The sequence below is a fragment of the Acinetobacter tandoii DSM 14970 = CIP 107469 genome (genome assembly GCF_000400735.1).
GTDB lineage: Bacteria > Pseudomonadota > Gammaproteobacteria > Pseudomonadales > Moraxellaceae > Acinetobacter > Acinetobacter tandoii.
On record NZ_KE007365.1, the window covers coordinates 73,545 to 89,351 of the forward strand.

At 38.7% G+C, this 15,807-nt stretch carries 14 protein-coding genes; 6 read left to right on the forward strand and 8 right to left on the reverse strand.

What is annotated here, in order from left to right:
* Positions 1-3: 3 nt before the first annotated feature.
* The 4 genes from dnaX to I593_RS04285 form a co-directional block, all read right to left on the reverse strand.
* A complete protein-coding gene (gene dnaX, locus I593_RS04270) occupies positions 4-2,106 on the reverse strand; it encodes a DNA polymerase III subunit gamma/tau (protein ID WP_016166338.1) in 2,103 nt (700 codons plus the stop codon).
* Positions 2,107-2,429: 323 nt separating this feature from the next.
* Positions 2,430-3,689, reverse strand: a complete 1,260-nt coding sequence (locus tag I593_RS04275) for a serine hydrolase domain-containing protein (RefSeq protein ID WP_016166339.1) — start codon at positions 3,687-3,689, stop codon at positions 2,430-2,432.
* Between the two features lie 87 nt (positions 3,690-3,776).
* Positions 3,777-4,634 (reverse strand): MaoC/PaaZ C-terminal domain-containing protein, encoded by an 858-nt coding sequence (locus tag I593_RS04280; protein ID WP_016166340.1) that lies wholly within the window; start codon positions 4,632-4,634, stop codon positions 3,777-3,779.
* Positions 4,635-4,779: 145 nt separating this feature from the next.
* Complete coding sequence (locus I593_RS04285) at positions 4,780-6,171, reverse strand: 3-oxoacyl-ACP reductase (protein ID WP_016166341.1); 1,392 nt, start codon at positions 6,169-6,171, stop codon at positions 4,780-4,782.
* 243 nt (positions 6,172-6,414) lie between these two features.
* Between I593_RS04285 and I593_RS04290 the strand changes: the two genes are divergently transcribed.
* Positions 6,415-7,941, forward strand: a complete 1,527-nt coding sequence (locus I593_RS04290) for an acetyl-CoA C-acetyltransferase (protein ID WP_016166342.1) — start codon at positions 6,415-6,417, stop codon at positions 7,939-7,941.
* 98 nt (positions 7,942-8,039) lie between these two features.
* Here the strand turns inward: I593_RS04290 and I593_RS04295 are convergent, their stop codons facing one another.
* Positions 8,040-8,621: a DedA family protein gene (locus tag I593_RS04295; RefSeq protein WP_016166343.1), complete on the reverse strand. Its 582-nt coding sequence runs from the start codon at positions 8,619-8,621 to the stop codon at positions 8,040-8,042.
* Positions 8,622-8,913: 292 nt separating this feature from the next.
* Positions 8,914-9,342, reverse strand: coding sequence for a chlorhexidine efflux PACE transporter AceI (aceI, locus tag I593_RS04300; RefSeq protein ID WP_016166344.1), 429 nt, complete (start codon positions 9,340-9,342; stop codon positions 8,914-8,916).
* A 133-nt stretch (positions 9,343-9,475) separates the two neighbouring features.
* Between aceI and aceR the strand changes: the two genes are divergently transcribed.
* From aceR to I593_RS04320, 4 genes are all read left to right on the forward strand, one after another.
* Complete coding sequence (gene aceR, locus I593_RS04305) at positions 9,476-10,366, forward strand: HTH-type transcriptional regulator AceR (RefSeq protein ID WP_016166345.1); 891 nt, start codon at positions 9,476-9,478, stop codon at positions 10,364-10,366.
* A gap of 88 nt (positions 10,367-10,454) precedes the next feature.
* Positions 10,455-11,441 carry a transaldolase gene (gene tal / locus I593_RS04310; RefSeq protein ID WP_016166346.1) on the forward strand — a complete coding sequence of 329 codons (987 nt, stop codon included), beginning with the start codon at positions 10,455-10,457 and terminating at the stop codon, positions 11,439-11,441.
* Between the two features lie 79 nt (positions 11,442-11,520).
* On the forward strand, positions 11,521-12,174 hold the full coding sequence (gene leuE / locus I593_RS04315; protein ID WP_016166347.1) for a leucine efflux protein LeuE: 654 nt from the start codon (positions 11,521-11,523) through the stop codon (positions 12,172-12,174).
* A 140-nt stretch (positions 12,175-12,314) separates the two neighbouring features.
* Positions 12,315-13,487, forward strand: a complete 1,173-nt coding sequence (locus I593_RS04320) for a benzoate/H(+) symporter BenE family transporter (protein ID WP_016166348.1) — start codon at positions 12,315-12,317, stop codon at positions 13,485-13,487.
* A gap of 58 nt (positions 13,488-13,545) precedes the next feature.
* On the opposite strand, the gene I593_RS04325 is transcribed toward I593_RS04320, so the two are convergent.
* The gene (locus I593_RS04325) at positions 13,546-13,890 is read right to left on the reverse strand and encodes a DMT family transporter (protein ID WP_016166349.1); all 345 of its coding nucleotides are present in this window, start codon (positions 13,888-13,890) and stop codon (positions 13,546-13,548) included.
* 69 nt (positions 13,891-13,959) lie between these two features.
* The gene (locus I593_RS04330; RefSeq protein WP_016166350.1) at positions 13,960-14,967 is read right to left on the reverse strand and encodes an alpha/beta hydrolase; all 1,008 of its coding nucleotides are present in this window, start codon (positions 14,965-14,967) and stop codon (positions 13,960-13,962) included.
* Positions 14,968-15,283: 316 nt separating this feature from the next.
* Here I593_RS04330 and I593_RS04335 point away from each other — a divergent pair, with 316 nt between their 5' ends.
* A complete protein-coding gene (locus I593_RS04335) occupies positions 15,284-15,727 on the forward strand; it encodes a universal stress protein (RefSeq protein WP_016166351.1) in 444 nt (147 codons plus the stop codon).
* Positions 15,728-15,807: the final 80 nt, after the last annotated feature.

Genomic DNA, 15,807 nt, shown 5'->3' on the forward strand with positions numbered 1-15,807 from the left:
GAGTTATTTCAATTGAATGTTATGTAATTCAGCATCAAAACTTTGGATTAAATCACGTACTACGGGTTCAGTTTGTAACAATTCCTCTGCCCGCTGATAAGCTTGCTCTTTGCGTTGATGCTGCAAAATATAAGGTGTAGTGTCTGTCACTGCACCATATTCAATTTTAAACTGAGTATTGGGCCACTGGTTTTTTAGCGCTTGCTCTAGTGAGTGTTGGGATTGACCCAATAATTGCTGATATTGTTCTGGGATATGAAAAACAGATTCTGCATCAATTTGCCCCGTCATTACACCATGTTGTGCCAACTCTTGTACAGCTGGTGATAATTCACTATGTCTGAACCAGAACTCCCACTTACCGAGCGTCCACTCACCTTCCAAAACTTGTTCTTGTACACGCAAAATATCTTGCGGCATAAGCTTTGCAGTTTCTGTATTCGATACAGTTGGGGCTGGCTGAGATTTAATTTCAGGCTCAGGTTGCTCAATAAGCGGCTGAACCGCTGAATGAGTTTCAACTTCATCAGCCGCTAAACTAAAGAGTGAGTCTTGCTCTGTGTCTACACTGGTAAAACTTGCATCGGCTGCTAATGACTCATTTTCATCAGATGGTTCGACTGGACGTTCTACTTTTTCTTCTACGGCAATTGGTGCAATTTCCTCAAATAAGAAGTCATCACTACTTGCTTCAGATGGAGCTTCGTATGATGTATCAGTGTCTTCATCAAGGTCGAATAAAACATCTTCACTCACAGGGTCAAACACGATTTGATCTGAATGACTCGCTAAATTGGCCGTTTCTTCAACCTGCTCTGGAATTTCTGGTAATGCAGACTCATCTTGTAGATTTGTCTCAACAGCAAAGTTTTCTACAAGTGGTGTAACTTCCGCTATCGCTTGGATTTGATCTTGCGGAGCTGCAACTACAGTATTGATATTTGTAACGACTTGTTCAGTAGCCAACACTGGTGCCGACTGAATTTGTGTAGCAGGAGTTGAAACCAAGACTTCATTTGGTTGCAAAGGTCTAAAGGCCAACAAACGCAATACGCACATTTCAAAACCTTGCTCTTGCGTCACTGCAAGTTGCAAATCTGCACGTCCTTTACATGCAATCTGATAATAAAGTTGTAAATCTTGATCTGCGATGAGCTGAGAAAGCTGGGAAATCTTTTGATTAATTTCCGCACTATATTTCAGGCTTAGATCTGGCAAATATTGCAGCAATGCTAATTCATGCAAAGTTGAAATCAACTGATCTAAAACTAAAGAAACATCTAAAGCTTGCTGTCTAAATTGCAGCAACAATTGACTCACACGCGCTTTCTGATTTTGATGAATCGCCATCAATAAATCATAAATGATCGTACGATCAATCAAGCCTAACATCTCTTTTACATCTTGATGCTGAATCGCACCTTGACCATAGGCAATCGCTTGGTCAGTTAAAGAGAGTGCATCACGCAGTGAACCTTGTGCAGACTCAGCAATTTGCCAGATTGCATCTTGCTGAGCTGAAATCTGTTCTTTTTCCAAAATTTTTGTCAAATGCTCAGTAATTTCATCGACTGCTAGAGGACGCAAGGTAAATTGTAAGCAACGCGAAATCACCGTAATTGGGAGCTTGTGCGGATCGGTCGTTGCAAATAGAAATTTCACATGCTCAGGTGGTTCTTCTAATGTTTTGAGCAAGGCATTAAATGAGTGTGTAGAGAGCATGTGTACTTCATCAATCAAGTACACTTTATAGCGTCCCTGAGTTGGAGCATACGGTACGTTATCTAAAAGTTCTCGCGTATCTTCTACTTTGGTTCGTGACGCCGCATCAATTTCAATCAAGTCGATAAAACGACCTTCATTCACCGCTTTACACGTGGCACAGACTTCACACGGCGTCGCTGTTACACCTGTTTCGCAGTTTAAGCATTTCGCCAAAATACGCGCAATTGTGGTTTTACCCACGCCACGCGTACCTGTAAATAAATACGCATGGTGTAAACGCCCACGTTCTAATGCACTGCTGAGTGCACGCGAGACATGGTTTTGCCCCACTAATTCATTAAAATTACGGGGACGATATTTACGCGCAAGTACTTGATACATGTATGCTCCTTTTCACAGGTCTAAGCATACTGTTTTTTCGCACAAGAGTGAATGAACAATCTCAAAGCGAGTTAATGATTGTGGAAATTAAACACGCTGTTGATACCTTAATCTTAAATTCAGTCAATGTGCACTTTAAATCAATCAGCAATTTGATCGTGTTCACTCTCATCTTTCAGATAATTTAAACAACATTTTCTTTAAGCAGCTTGAGTAGATTTTCCATATTTGACCACCTTCAAATATGCTTACACCAAAGACAATGTCCATCGCACCTATCATTTGTTAAGTATTTGAAGTCTCTATTATCCAATCTAAAAATCTTAAAACCAGCCTTTATGTCCTGTTAGAATTTTATCAGCACAGCGCAAAGTTTCTTGCGTTAAGCCCCACAAACGATAATCCCCAGTAATGGATGCCGTTGCAAAATTATGTGTGTAAGCAAAACTTAATTGGCGCGCTGGGTCACACCAAGCACCTGAGCCATTAAAACCCAAGTGTCCGAAACCTTGTGGGACATGTTTGCCTAAAGTCAGGACACGGTGATACCCCAAACGCCAATGCATAGGAATAGGCATAATTCGGTCACGATGCTGATATTGAATTTGCGACATGCGTTGAAATACTTCAGGTTTAGTCAACTGTTGCTGTTGCCATATCCCCCCTTGTGCCAACATGGCATAAATTTTTGCCAAACTTTCAGCAGAGAAAACACCATTGGCAGCTGGAATTACAGCTTGTAGACCTTGTTCACTAAAAAAACTAAAGTTCTTCATACCTTTAGGAATCATAGCATCTTGGAAATCTTGCGGATTTTGACCAGACCATGCCGTAACACGATCCTTTAAAGTCATTTTCTTGGCTGTATTTTTTCTTTTTGAAGAATCAGAACTTGAGCTTTTAGAGTTCGCTGTGAGGAATGGTCGTGCAACCCGATCAAGTTCTGATGTTGGCACACCAAAATAAGCATCTTGTATCTGAAGAGGTTGAAGCAAATATTGCTGCATTAAATGAGATAAACTTTGCCCTGTGGCTTTTTCCAGAACACCGCCCACTAACCAGCCAAAAGTTAAAGGCTGATACGCTGCATCCTCACCTAGAGCAAACCTTGGTTTGGCCTCAGCAATCCGATTTAACATAAGTTCCCAATCGGCCATTTGCGTTGCGTCTTGAACCAAATTGCGAATATCAAATAAGCCACTTTGGTGGCTTAAAATGTCTGCCAAGCAAATATTAGATTTACCATTTTGTGCAAATTCAGGCCAATACTTTGCAATTGGTTGATCATAATCAAGTAACCCGCGACTCACTAAAATATGAGCCAAGGTTGCCAAAACACCTTTGCCTGTTGAATAACAGACCGACAAGGTGTTCTTTTCCCATTGTTCTGTCGCTGATTTTTTTCCAATAAAAATATCAACAACCTTTTGTCCTTGAAAATACACGCAAAGTGCAGCCCCACCTTGATGCATTCGCGGATGCTGTAAACGACTGAACTGTTTCGCCAAATCTTCAAAATTTTCAGCGACATCACCATGATATTGATTTGGACTCGCTGATAAATATGCTTTTAATTCTTTCATCTTACATCCTTATAATTTTTTAATTATTGATACATACATAAGTAAAAAAGCCCAAATCCTTAAAATTTGGGCTTTTATTCAGCGCTATTAGCGTGCGGTAATATGACCTGTCACATGTGGTTTTTTATTCTTACTATTTTGTATCATAAAATCGATATCCTTACCTACCTGCGTAGTGAGGAACTCAACGTTAGAAGGCAAATACATAGGCAATTTAAACCAAACATCAGCCTCATAGCTGTCGGGTAAAGTTAAATTGGCTAAGGCTTTTGCTTTGCTCCACATACCATGTGCAATCGCTTGTTTGAAACCAAATGCTTTTGCGGTAATAGCATGAATATGAATTAAGTTAAAATCACCCGAAGTTAAGGCATAACGACGACCCGTATTTTCTGAAACTGCCCACTCTGCCTGAAGCGTATAATTTGGGCGAGTTTCTTCTTTTTTTGCTTTAGTAGCCGCTTTAGTCTCAGTTTTTTGACGTACAAGATAAGTCGTCACCCCTTGCATCACGACTTCATTGCCCACTTTTGCGGTAGTAATAAAATCAAACTGCACGCCTTTATCATGCGGCTTTAATTCACCAAACTGGCAAGATAGGCTTAAGCTTTCATTTACACCAATTTTACGACTTTGAGAAACTTGGTTACGAATATGTACCAAACCTAAAATTGCAAAAGGAAATGCCTCTTGCGTCATCATATGCATTTGTAAACTTTGCGACAAAACAGCTAAATAAATCGCTGGAATATAACCATTATTTTTAAATCCACACACAGCGTTATAGGCTTTCAAATGCTTTGGATCAACCTTAAAAGAATCCACAACATATTCAACTTGCGGTAGAACTTTTTCGCCTTTAGGCTTTTTAAAGATGAGTCCCTGCACGACTTTCGGATAAGCCAAATAAGGTTTCGGAAGTTGAGAAAAATGGCGCGTATTCATGTTGAACCTATGTGAAGTTTTTATTTCAATATTTTTTGAAAGCTTCTTCTCCTTCAGGGAGAAGGTTAGGATGAAGGAAGAATTCCATTCCCTTTATTGGCTTTCCCTCTTCTTAAAGAAGAGGGAAAATTCTAAACTTTTATAATTAAGCACCTAATAAACTTTGTCCGCAAACACGAACAACGTTACCATTTAAGCCCGTCGAAGCCGTTGAAGCAAATAAAGCAATGGTTTCTGCAACATCAACAGGTAAACCACCTTGACTCATCGAGTTCATACGACGGCCAGCTTCACGGATAGCAAAAGGAATTGCTGCTGTCATTTGTGTTTCAATAAAACCTGGTGCAACTGCATTAATGGTTATACCATTTTTTAAGATCGGTGCAGTAAATTTCACCACCCCAATTACACCCGCTTTAGATGCAGCGTAGTTGGTTTGACCTAAGTTCCCTGCAATACCCGAAATTGAAGATACACATATAATACGGCCATTGGCATTCAAACCATCATGTTCAAGTAAATAATCATTGACACGTTCAATCGCAGACAAATTGATGTTGATGACCAAGTCCCAAAGTTCTGGTTTCATATTGGCCAAAGTCTTGTCACGGGTAATACCTGCATTGTGCACAATAATATCAACACCACCCTGTGCTACAGCAGCTTCTTTAATTTTCTGACCTGCATCTGCTGCGGTAATATCAATCGCTAAAGTCGAACCACCAATTTCACTCGCAACACGGTCCAAGTCAGCTTGCTGTTGCGGTACATCCAAACAAATGACATGTGCGCCATCGCGTGATAATACATGTGCAATTGCCTCACCAATACCACGGCTCGCACCTGTCACGACTGCAGTTTTGCCTGCAAGCGGTTTCACCCAATCTACATCAATCACATCAGCTTTAGATACTCGAATGACTTGTCCTGAAACATAAGCTGAACGTGGCGATAAAGCAAAACGTAACGTAGACTCTAAATTGGCTTCTGCACCTTCATCTACATAGACCAATTGTGCAGCAATACCTTTTTTGAATTCTTTGCCTACAGATTTAACAAAACCTTCTAAAGCGCGTTGAGCAATGGCTTGCTTTACTGTTTTAGCCGTTTCAGGTGTTGTACCAACGACAATGACACGACCCGAAGCCAAAATCTGGCGTGCGACAGGGTTGAAGAAATTATAAAGCTCTTTGAGCTGTTCAGAATTTTGAATACCAGACGCATCAAAAACGACGGCTTTGAACTTCGACTCACGATCACCATCGTTAAATGCATTCAGTTTTAAACCTTGGGTTGCAGCAACTTGTTGTAATTCTGCATTGTTGCCTGCATAACTGTTGGCATGAATATTAGCCAAAACCTGAGAAATTGCACCAGATAATATGCCTGCTGGTGCAGCACCAACCAAAACTGCACCTTTAATTACAGGCGTCGCAGAGTCAAAACGATCTAAAAAAGTGGGTGCTGGCAAACCTAAATTTTTAATGACAAATTTACCAATTGGAGATTTTGCAAATGCTTGGTATTGGTCAGTCATGTTTATTATCTCTCAAAACGAATTAAATTTATTTGATGGCTTTTAAACTACTGTTTAACTTCAATATCATGTCAAAGACGTAGATTTCAATAGACCCATCAGTTTCCGTTGAATCATACTTGAGTTAATCTAGTGATGACTTGACCTGAATGTATTCTGCAATGTCATTGTAGTCAATTCGAGCTATGCTGTATTGTGTTAATGTACACCTCAAGAATACTGTAACATGCTTGGAAAAGCCTTATGAGCAAAACAACTCAAGATAATCCAGCAGTCGATCATTCTGTGGCAGAAACTGTGTCAAATACATCAAAAGCACGTACTCGTACACGCAAAACAACTGACACAGCTTCTACGTCTGCAACCCCAACGACTAAAACAACACGTACACGTGCAACTTCTTCGCCTCGCAAAAAAGCAGCACCTAGTACAACTAAAACTGAATCTACAACTCAAACTTCTGTCCAACAGGAAAAAATTATGAGTCAAAATACTCCTCGCCGCGTTGCAATTATTGGTGGTAACCGTATTCCATTCGCTCGTTCGAATGGTGCTTATTTCACAGCATCAAACATGGATATGTTTACTGCAGCATTAAATGGTCTTGTTGAACGTTATAATCTTCAAGGTCAGCGCCTAGGTGAAGTAGTCGCAGGCGCAGTGTTAAAACATAGTCGTGACTTCAATATGACTCGTGAGTGTGTGCTAGATACTGCTTTAGCACCTGAAACTCCTGCTTATGATTTGCAACAAGCATGTGGAACAGGCTTACAAGCAGCTTTCCAAGTTGCGAATAAAATTGCCTTGGGACAAATTGAAGTGGGTATCGCTGGTGGCGTAGATACCACTTCAGATGCGCCAATTGCTTTTGGTGATGGTTTACGTAAGGCATTGCTTGAGCTCAATATCGCAAAAACAGGGAAAGACCGTTTAAAAGCCTTAACCAAAATTAACCTAAAAGATTTGATGGATGCCCCTAAAAATGGTGAACCACGTACTGGTCTATCAATGGGCGATCATCAGGCGATTACAGCATTGGAATGGGGTATTTCGCGTGAAGCACAGGATGAACTTGCAGCCTCTTCACATCAAAAAATGGCGAAGGCTTATGAAGAAGGTTTCTTTGATGACCTGATCACACCATTTTTAGGTTTAGAACGTGACAACAACTTACGTGCTGATTCTACAGTTGAGAAACTGGCTAAACTTAAACCTGCTTTTGGTAAAGGCGATGCGCGTACCATGACTGCGGGTAACTCTACCCCATTAACCGATGGCGCATCTTGTGTGTTACTTGCCTCTGAAGAATGGGCAAAAGCCAACGGTCATGAAGTACTGGCTTATTTAACCTTTACTGAAACTGCTGCAGTAGACTTCATTGGCAAGAATGGACCAAAAGAAGGCTTATTAATGGCCCCTGCTTACGCAGTTCCTCGCATGCTTGAACGTGCTGGTATTACTCTGCAAGATTTTGACTATTACGAAATTCATGAAGCCTTTGCTTCACAAGTGCTTTCAACTTTAAAAGCATGGGAAGATCCACAATTCTGTAAAGATCGCTTAGGCTTAGCTGCACCTTTAGGTTCAATTGACCGTAACAAACTCAATGTTAAAGGTTCTTCTTTGGCAGCAGGTCACCCATTTGCGGCAACAGGTGGACGCATTTTAGCAACGGCTGCAAAACTTCTTAACCAAAAAGGCTCTGGTCGCGTACTCATCTCGATTTGTGCGGCGGGTGGTCAAGGTGTAACAGCAATTGTTGAAAAATAATTGACTTACCCCCTCTAAAAAAGCACTTCTACGGAGGTGCTTTTTTTCCCTCTGAGACTTCAATTAACTCTCAACTTCATGATCTATTTGTAGCAAACTCAATGATCTTTAGATTGTTTAAGGAATGAAACCATCCAAAAGAGAAAACGAACCAATAAGATACAGGTAATCACTGCGACAATGATCAAGGCTGAATATTCGTCATGTTGGACTAGCGCTTGCCAGAACAGATGCAACCAATGCGAGACTTGCAAACCAACACTTACAATAACAAATGCCCAAATAAAACAAGCCAATAGATTGATTGCCATATAACGCAAAACTGGGTATTGCTTAATCCCAATGATCATAGGAAGAACTGTTCTTAAGCCCCAAGCAAAACGCATCAATAAAATACTTAAGGTTGGATAGTTTTCAATTAATACACTGGCTTTTTGAAATCTCAGTTTTAATTTTGGATGCTGGTCAATAAAGTCATATCCATATCGTTTCCCAATTTGGTAATACAACTGATCACCAATAAAACCCCCAATCATTGCAGAAACAATCAACAGCCAAAAATTGAGAACATGCTGATGTACGGCATAAGCACCGAGCATGAGTATCGTTTCACCTTCGAAAAAAGAACCAATGACGACGGTAAAATAACCGTAATGTTGCAATAAGTAAGTCCAATCCATCTGCATACTCTTTTATCATTATTTTGGATTTCTTTATTTAAAAATCAAAGCTGAGATACCACTCGACCTTTTAAAGATTATAGGATAGATCATTTAAAAGACTAAAATCGCATTTGAAATATGATTACCAAGCTATTTAATCTAGCTGAGATCCAACTTTAGATGCATCAATTATTTATCCATCGTCAAACGATCAAAATAATGCAATATTTTTATTTTTGTAATGAGTTTGCTGTTAAGAGATTCAGAGTCCATACATAAAAAAGCCACTTATTTGTGGCTTTTTTACTTCTTAGGACTGCTGAATAGGAGAATACCCTAATCGCATTTCAATATGGTCATAACACCATTGAAAAATAAAGGTATATACCAAAATACACATGGTCAAACTCAGATCCAATAATATGGCTTGCCAGATGGTTATGTCCATTGCATACGCCACCATTGGAATAGTGGCTAACATTAAACCACCTTCAAATCCAATCGCATGCATAATACGAACGCCAACAGTACGTTGCAATTTACGGCGTTGCTCAAACTTTTCAAAAAAATGATTAAAAATCATGTTCCAAAATACGGAAGTGATTGCCATAGCTATTCCTAGGCTTCCCGTCACTTCCATGGGCATGTTAAAAATAAAACTTAATGCGATGGCAATGATGACCAACAGGATGATCTCATAGCTTAACGCATGAACAATCCTTCTCTTGGAAATCAACATTTAAAAATACTCTTTGTCTTAGATGTTTGATATTTTATGTTTATGATATTGATTAATCGAGTTAGATTCTTTCAATATTTTTGAAAGGTTCACCATGAAGCTTTTTTTAGTAACTTAAGCAAAATACACGCCAATGAATATAAACCAAGATCAACTGCTTATTTTTCAAACCGTCATTGAAACTGGTTCTTTTTCAGCAGCCGCAAGAAAGCTGGGTAAAGTTCCCTCTGCGATTAGCATGTCTATTGCGAATCTTGAAATTGATCTAGATCTTACGCTTTTCAGCCGTCAAGGTCGTGAACCAATTGCAACTGCACAAGCCATGACTTTATATGAGAAGACTCAACAGCTTCTCATTGAAATGAATCAATGGAAACAACATGCCTTTGCCTTAGCTGGTGGCCTAGAATCGAATTTAAACATTGTGGTGGTTTCTGAATTACTCCATACGCATTGGACGGACTATATTTTGCTACTCGAGCAACGTTTTCCTGAACTTCAAATCAACATTTTTTCGGCACCTCAAGAAGATGCATTGCAAATGCTGCTCGATCAATCTGCACAATTAGCATTAATGTTTGAGCGTGAACAATTACAAAGTGGTGAACAATTTGTAGAGCTCAAACGAGAAACGCTTATTGCAGTCGCATCGAAACAACATCCTCTCGCTCAACATGAAAAAATAAGCTATGAACAATTATTACAAAGTCGGCAAATTGTTGTGGCCAGTCGTGACCGAAGTTTAAAGCCTGAATTACTTTTTTCTAAAAATTATTGGCGTACAGATAATCATCACTCCTCATGTGCCATGATTTTGCAAAATTTAGGCTGGGGTGTACTCCCGTATGAAATGCTCAATGAAAATCCAGCATTACAACAACAATTAAAAATCCTGAATTTCCAAGATTTCTCACCCAAATTTGAATATTCGGTTGATTTAGTCTGGAGCCGTGAAAGTCAGCTTGGTGCGGCAGCTCGGTTTTTGATTGAACATATTCGAAACAACAAAAAAAATACGAATTAAATGTACTCGAAGCCCTGATTTTGCTTGGGCTAAGTAAAGTTTGTGGTATAACTTAATGACGGGTATAACTTTTAAGAAATAGATTTCAATGACACAAAATGCGTTAAACCAATTAAAAAAGATGACAACCATCGTTGCTGATAGTAGTGACTTAGCGGCAATTCAAAAATTTCGTCCGCTCGATGCAACGACCAATCCTTCTTTAATCACAGCAGCAGCCAATCAACCAGAAAATAAAGTTTTAATTGAAGCTGCGTATGATCAAGCAAAGCAAGAAGGCTATACTTCTGATGAATTGATTGAACGTACCATTGATATTCTGACTGTAAAATTTGGGGTAGAAATTCTTAAACTGATTGAAGGCCGTGTTTCAACCGAAGTGGATGCTTCATTATCTTATGACACCGAAGCAACCATCGCCAAAGCCAAAGCGCTTTTAGCACTTTATAAAGCTTATGGTATTGATCAAAACAGAATTCTGATCAAAATCGCATCTACTTGGGAAGGTATTCAAGCAGCTCGTGTGCTTGAAGCTGAAGGTATTCATTGTAACCTCACCTTATTGTTTGGTTTACATCAAGCTCAAGCTTGCGCTGATGCTAAAGTGACTTTAATTTCTCCATTTGTAGGTCGTATTTTGGATTGGTACAAAAAAGCCGAGAATGTACAAAACTATCCTATAGAAAAAGACCCTGGCGTACTCTCTGTAAAACAAATTTACCAGTATTACAAACAACACAACATTCAAACTGAAATTATGGGGGCAAGTTTCCGTAGCATCGATCAAGTCCTTGGTTTAGCAGGTTGTGATTTGTTAACTGTATCTCCTGGATTATTGGCTGAATTAGAACTTGATACCCGTGAAGTACAACTTCAGCTCGACCCAAACCAAATTACAAGCAGTTCTGAACAAGCAGTCATTCTTGATAAAGCTATGTTTAAAGACCATTTAGAACATGATCTAATGGCCTTCCAATTGCTGCAAGGCGGCATTGATGGCTTTATTAAAGCACGTGAACAATTGAGTACTTTATTACGTCAATCATTCGGTTTGGATGCTGAAATTCAAGCTTAAAAATTCTGCACCATAAGTGCGCAAACTTTAAGCTCATTTGGTTATAATAGCAAAATGAGCTTTTTATAATGAGTATATTGTGTTTGGCATTACGGATCTCAGTACCTATATTATTGGAACAATTTTAATTGTTATTCTTCCAGGTCCAAATTCGTTATATGTCATGTCCATTGCATCGCGTTTTGGAACACGGATAGGCTATCTTGCTGCTTTAGGCGTTTTTACTGGCGATCTCATTCTGATACTTTGCACCATCTTCGGTGCTGCTTCTTTATTACATAGTTTCCCATGGCTATTTATCATTTTAAAAGTGGTTGGCGCAGCGTATTTATCCTATTTGGGTAGCCGACTTATCATTGCAAGTATACGAACTTGGAAAGGAACTACTGCTCAGGCTTTAGAGGGTTCCAATACTCAGCTCACCTATAAAGAGGCTCAGCCCTATCGTACCGCTTTGACCATTAGTATTCTGAATCCTAAAGCGATTTTGTTTTATCTGTCTTTCTTCGTTCAATTTGTCGATCCGAACTATGCATACCCAGCGATTAGCTTTACCCTGATGTCTGTTATTTTACAGATCATTAGTATGCTTTATTTAAGTATTCTGATTTTCTCTGGCGTACGTTTTGCAGCATTTTTCAACCAGCGTTATCGCCTCACTTCAGTTGCTGTAGCAATCGTTGGATTTGCTTTTTTAGGCTTTGGCATGAAATTGGCATTTTCAACACTGTAGTTGAAGAAATTTCAATAATGATCTTTAAAACGTGAAATATCGTATAATTTTAAGATATTTACTTTTCCCCAATATAGCTTAAGCGTATGATGCAAGACCTATATTTAAACTTTTGGTCAAAATAGAATAAGTACGGATACATGCAAAAACTCATTCAAGATTTTTCTATTCCCGCAGTCTTCGCTGGTTTCATTACATTTTTAATTGGGATCAGTGTATCTGCGGTGTTGATCATTCAAGCAGCTCAAATTTTAGGTGCAAGTACCGAACATATTACCTCATGGTTTTGGGCTTTAGGGCTTGGTATTGGTCTGGTGGGCATGTTTCTATCATGGAAACTAAAATACCCAGTGTCGACTGCGTGGTCTACCGCTGGTCTAGCGCTCATCATTGCCACAGGCAGTGGTTATAGCTTAAATGAAGCCATCGGTGCTTTTCTGGTTTGTGGTTTAATTACTGCGGTTTTAGGTTATTTAGGCATTTTTGAAAAAATTCTAACGCTTATTCCACAAAGTCTAACCAGCGCAATGTTGGCCGGCGTACTGTTAAAATTCGGCATCGAACTTTTTGCCAGCCTTAAAACTGATTGGGAATTTATTCTATCCTTATTAGCCGTTTATATCGTTGCAAAAAAACTTACACCTCGCTATAGCATCGTATTAACAGTGATCGCGGCGATTGCCTTGTGCCCCGTGTTTTTGGACTTCCATCCCCCTACTGTTACATGGAGTATGGCTCAACCTGTCTGGATGACACCTGACTTTACTTGGTCTGCGATTTTAGGTCTTGCACTTCCACTATTTGTCATTAACATGGCTTCGCAATATTTACCCGGCATTGCCATGATTAAAAGTTATGGCTATCAACCTCATGTCAATCAATTAATTGGTGGCACAGGACTCATTCAAACGCTACTGGCACCTTTTGGTTGTTATAGTGTCAATATTGCAGCCATTAGTGCAGCAGTGAGCTTAGACGATCAAGTACATCCAGACCCAAGTAAGCGCTATATTGCGGGTATTAGTTGTGGATTTTTTTATGTTTTGATGGGGCTATTTGCTGCAACCCTCACTAGCCTTTTAATGTCTTTTCCACATATTTTTATTGTGGCCTTAGCTGGAATTGCACTATTTGGAACCATTAGCCACAACATAGCACTGGCTTTTCATGATGTTTCTGATCGTGAAGCTGCATTGATGACTTTTTTATTTAGTGCTTCAGGCGTTCAGTTTTTTGGCATTGGTTCTGCATTTTGGGGGCTACTATTTGGTTTTGCCGTTGCATTTATTATGAAATTGAACATCAAAAAATAAGCTCTGTCTAATAAAAAAAGCATACATATTTTGTATGCTTTTTTTATATTATTTCGTATCAATGCCCAATTGAGTTTGAGAAAACATTCATAACAATTACTCCACCCACAATCATGCCGATTCCAATTAAAGCAGGTAAATCCAAAGTTTGTTTAAATACAAAAAAACCGACTAAAGCCGTCAATACAATACCAACACCACCCCAAATTGCGTAAGCAATTCCCAAAGGAATAGTTTTGATTACTTGCGATAACAAATAAAAAGAAACGACATAAAACACGACGACCAATAAACTAGGTCCTAATTTTGTAAAACCCTCAGATTTCACTAAAAATGCCGAACCCGTGACTTCAGAAACAATTGCCAAAGCCAACATGGCATAAGCTAACAGTAGGACATTCATGCTTGTGTTACTTCACCAAATTTTCTGGATGCAGATTAACAGTTCATAGATACGGATTATAGAGTTTTTCTACGATGAGGCATCCAAATTACTGAATTGTTCTATAAAAGAAATGGTTTGATCAAAAGTTTGCTGACTGGCTTTTAACCCCATAAAAAATTGATACTCATGAACTAATGGCTCTTTACTTTCAGGATAAAACACAGCAGTTACAGGTATTTCATGCTGCTTTAATGCAGCAACGAAAGGAACAGATTGAGTCTCTGTTAAAAAGTCCTTATGACCTCCACTAATAAATACTGGAGGATAATTTGCAGTTAGATGCTTTATTGGCGATATTTCATTTAAGAAAGCGCCATCGTCCTTACGCTCCCCTGTGTATGCCTTAACGAGGCTATAAATACCCCATTCTATAATTTTATGCTCATCAGGTGCTGTCGTCACAAAAGATGCTATATCGTAAATACCGCAATGTAGAATTAATCCTTTCAACTGTTGCGGTTGGATTGCAGGTACAAAATTTGATTCTCGGGCAAATTGAGGATTTGTAAGCAACGCTGCGTAGTGACTTGCTAAATTAGCACCTGCTGAATCACCTGCCATATAAAGTTGATTGGCATCAATATGATAGCCCTCAGCATGCTTACTAATAAACTTAAGTGCCCGATTTATTTGCAATAACTGATTAGGATAAATCACTTGAGGGGCAAATTGGTACTCGACTGATACAATATTAAAACCTTGTGCAGCAAGCAACTTAAAGTATCCACGAGCATTTTCTTTTGAACCAGAAATCCATCCCCCACCATGAATCCAGATAATTGTCGGTCTTAAACCCAGTTCTTCAATATTTTCAGGTTGATATAGATCGAGTCCTAATTTTGGATCTTTTAGATACTCAATATTTGAATAGATCAACACATTTTTAGGTGCATGTTTATCCAACATTCTTTTCTGTATTTCTGTGGCCGTATTAAAACTTCGTGCAATAACTTTGCTACTTTTTTGAGTATTTTGGCATGCCGTTAACAACACCAAAATACAGCTTAAAATGATAAAAATTGTCTTTTTATACATGAGCAATTCCACAGTTTTTAAATATTTTCATAATGATGTGTTTTAAAGAATCTTTTTCAGCAAGCGTATTTTAGCGAAAAAATAATACTCGATCATAAAAAATGAAAAAAACCATTCCATTTTGATTAAGCCTTTCCTGATAAATCTGATAAAAACACTCAACTTACTAGCTTTTAGAAAGCCTTGAGAAAGATTAAAAATCTCTAATTAATTGAATGAATTTACGCTGTTTTTTCATTTTATAAATTGATCACAATCCGACTATGTGCTATCTATAAATAAGTAGCAATAATGATAAACAACAGGAGTAAATCCGATGTCTTACCAACATATTTTAGTTCCAGTAGACGGCTCTGCAATTTCATTTTCCGCAGTTAAACAAGCCGCGATTATTGCGAAAGCATTTGGCAGCGAATTGACTTTGATTAGTCTTGTTGCAGAAGATCCTTTTACAGAAGTCGACTTTTATTATTCTTCTGCCATTATGAAAGAATACTTTGTACAAGCTTATGCCAATGCTGAAAAAGCCCTAAAAGAAGCCATTGTTTTTGCTCAAGCAGAAGGTGTTGAGCCAACAACACAAATCATTAAAGGACAAGTTTCTGCTGAAGGTGTAGTGCAAGCTGCTGAAGAGAAAAAATCTGATTTAATTGTGATGGGTTCACATGGTCGTAAAGGCTTCCAAAAGTTTTTACTTGGTAGTTTTGCACAAGATGTACTTCGTGGTACGCATCTGCCTGTTTTAATTGTAAAAGAATAAGCCAATAAATCGAGCACCTACTTTTAGGTGGGTGCTTATAGAAGTATCTTTTAAGGATACTTTTAAATTTTACAAATGCA

Bases quoted from the DNA above. Each gene is read 5' to 3' on its own strand.
- I593_RS04295 (WP_016166343.1), bottom strand. From the start codon at position 8,621: ATGGATTGGACTTACTTATTGCAACATTACGGTTATTTTACCGTCGTC.
- I593_RS04290 (WP_016166342.1), top strand. From the start codon at position 6,415: ATGAGCAAAACAACTCAAGATAATCCAGCAGTCGATCATTCTGTGGCA.
- I593_RS04285 (WP_016166341.1), bottom strand. From the start codon at position 6,171: ATGACTGACCAATACCAAGCATTTGCAAAATCTCCAATTGGTAAATTT.
- I593_RS04275 (WP_016166339.1), bottom strand. From the start codon at position 3,689: ATGAAAGAATTAAAAGCATATTTATCAGCGAGTCCAAATCAATATCAT.
- aceI (WP_016166344.1), bottom strand. From the start codon at position 9,342: ATGTTGATTTCCAAGAGAAGGATTGTTCATGCGTTAAGCTATGAGATC.
- aceR (WP_016166345.1), top strand. From the start codon at position 9,476: ATGAATATAAACCAAGATCAACTGCTTATTTTTCAAACCGTCATTGAA.
- I593_RS04335 (WP_016166351.1), top strand. From the start codon at position 15,284: ATGTCTTACCAACATATTTTAGTTCCAGTAGACGGCTCTGCAATTTCA.
- tal (WP_016166346.1), top strand. From the start codon at position 10,455: ATGACACAAAATGCGTTAAACCAATTAAAAAAGATGACAACCATCGTT.
- I593_RS04325 (WP_016166349.1), bottom strand. From the start codon at position 13,890: ATGAATGTCCTACTGTTAGCTTATGCCATGTTGGCTTTGGCAATTGTT.
- I593_RS04320 (WP_016166348.1), top strand. From the start codon at position 12,315: ATGCAAAAACTCATTCAAGATTTTTCTATTCCCGCAGTCTTCGCTGGT.
- I593_RS04280 (WP_016166340.1), bottom strand. From the start codon at position 4,634: ATGAATACGCGCCATTTTTCTCAACTTCCGAAACCTTATTTGGCTTAT.
- I593_RS04330 (WP_016166350.1), bottom strand. From the start codon at position 14,967: ATGTATAAAAAGACAATTTTTATCATTTTAAGCTGTATTTTGGTGTTG.
- dnaX (WP_016166338.1), bottom strand. From the start codon at position 2,106: ATGTATCAAGTACTTGCGCGTAAATATCGTCCCCGTAATTTTAATGAA.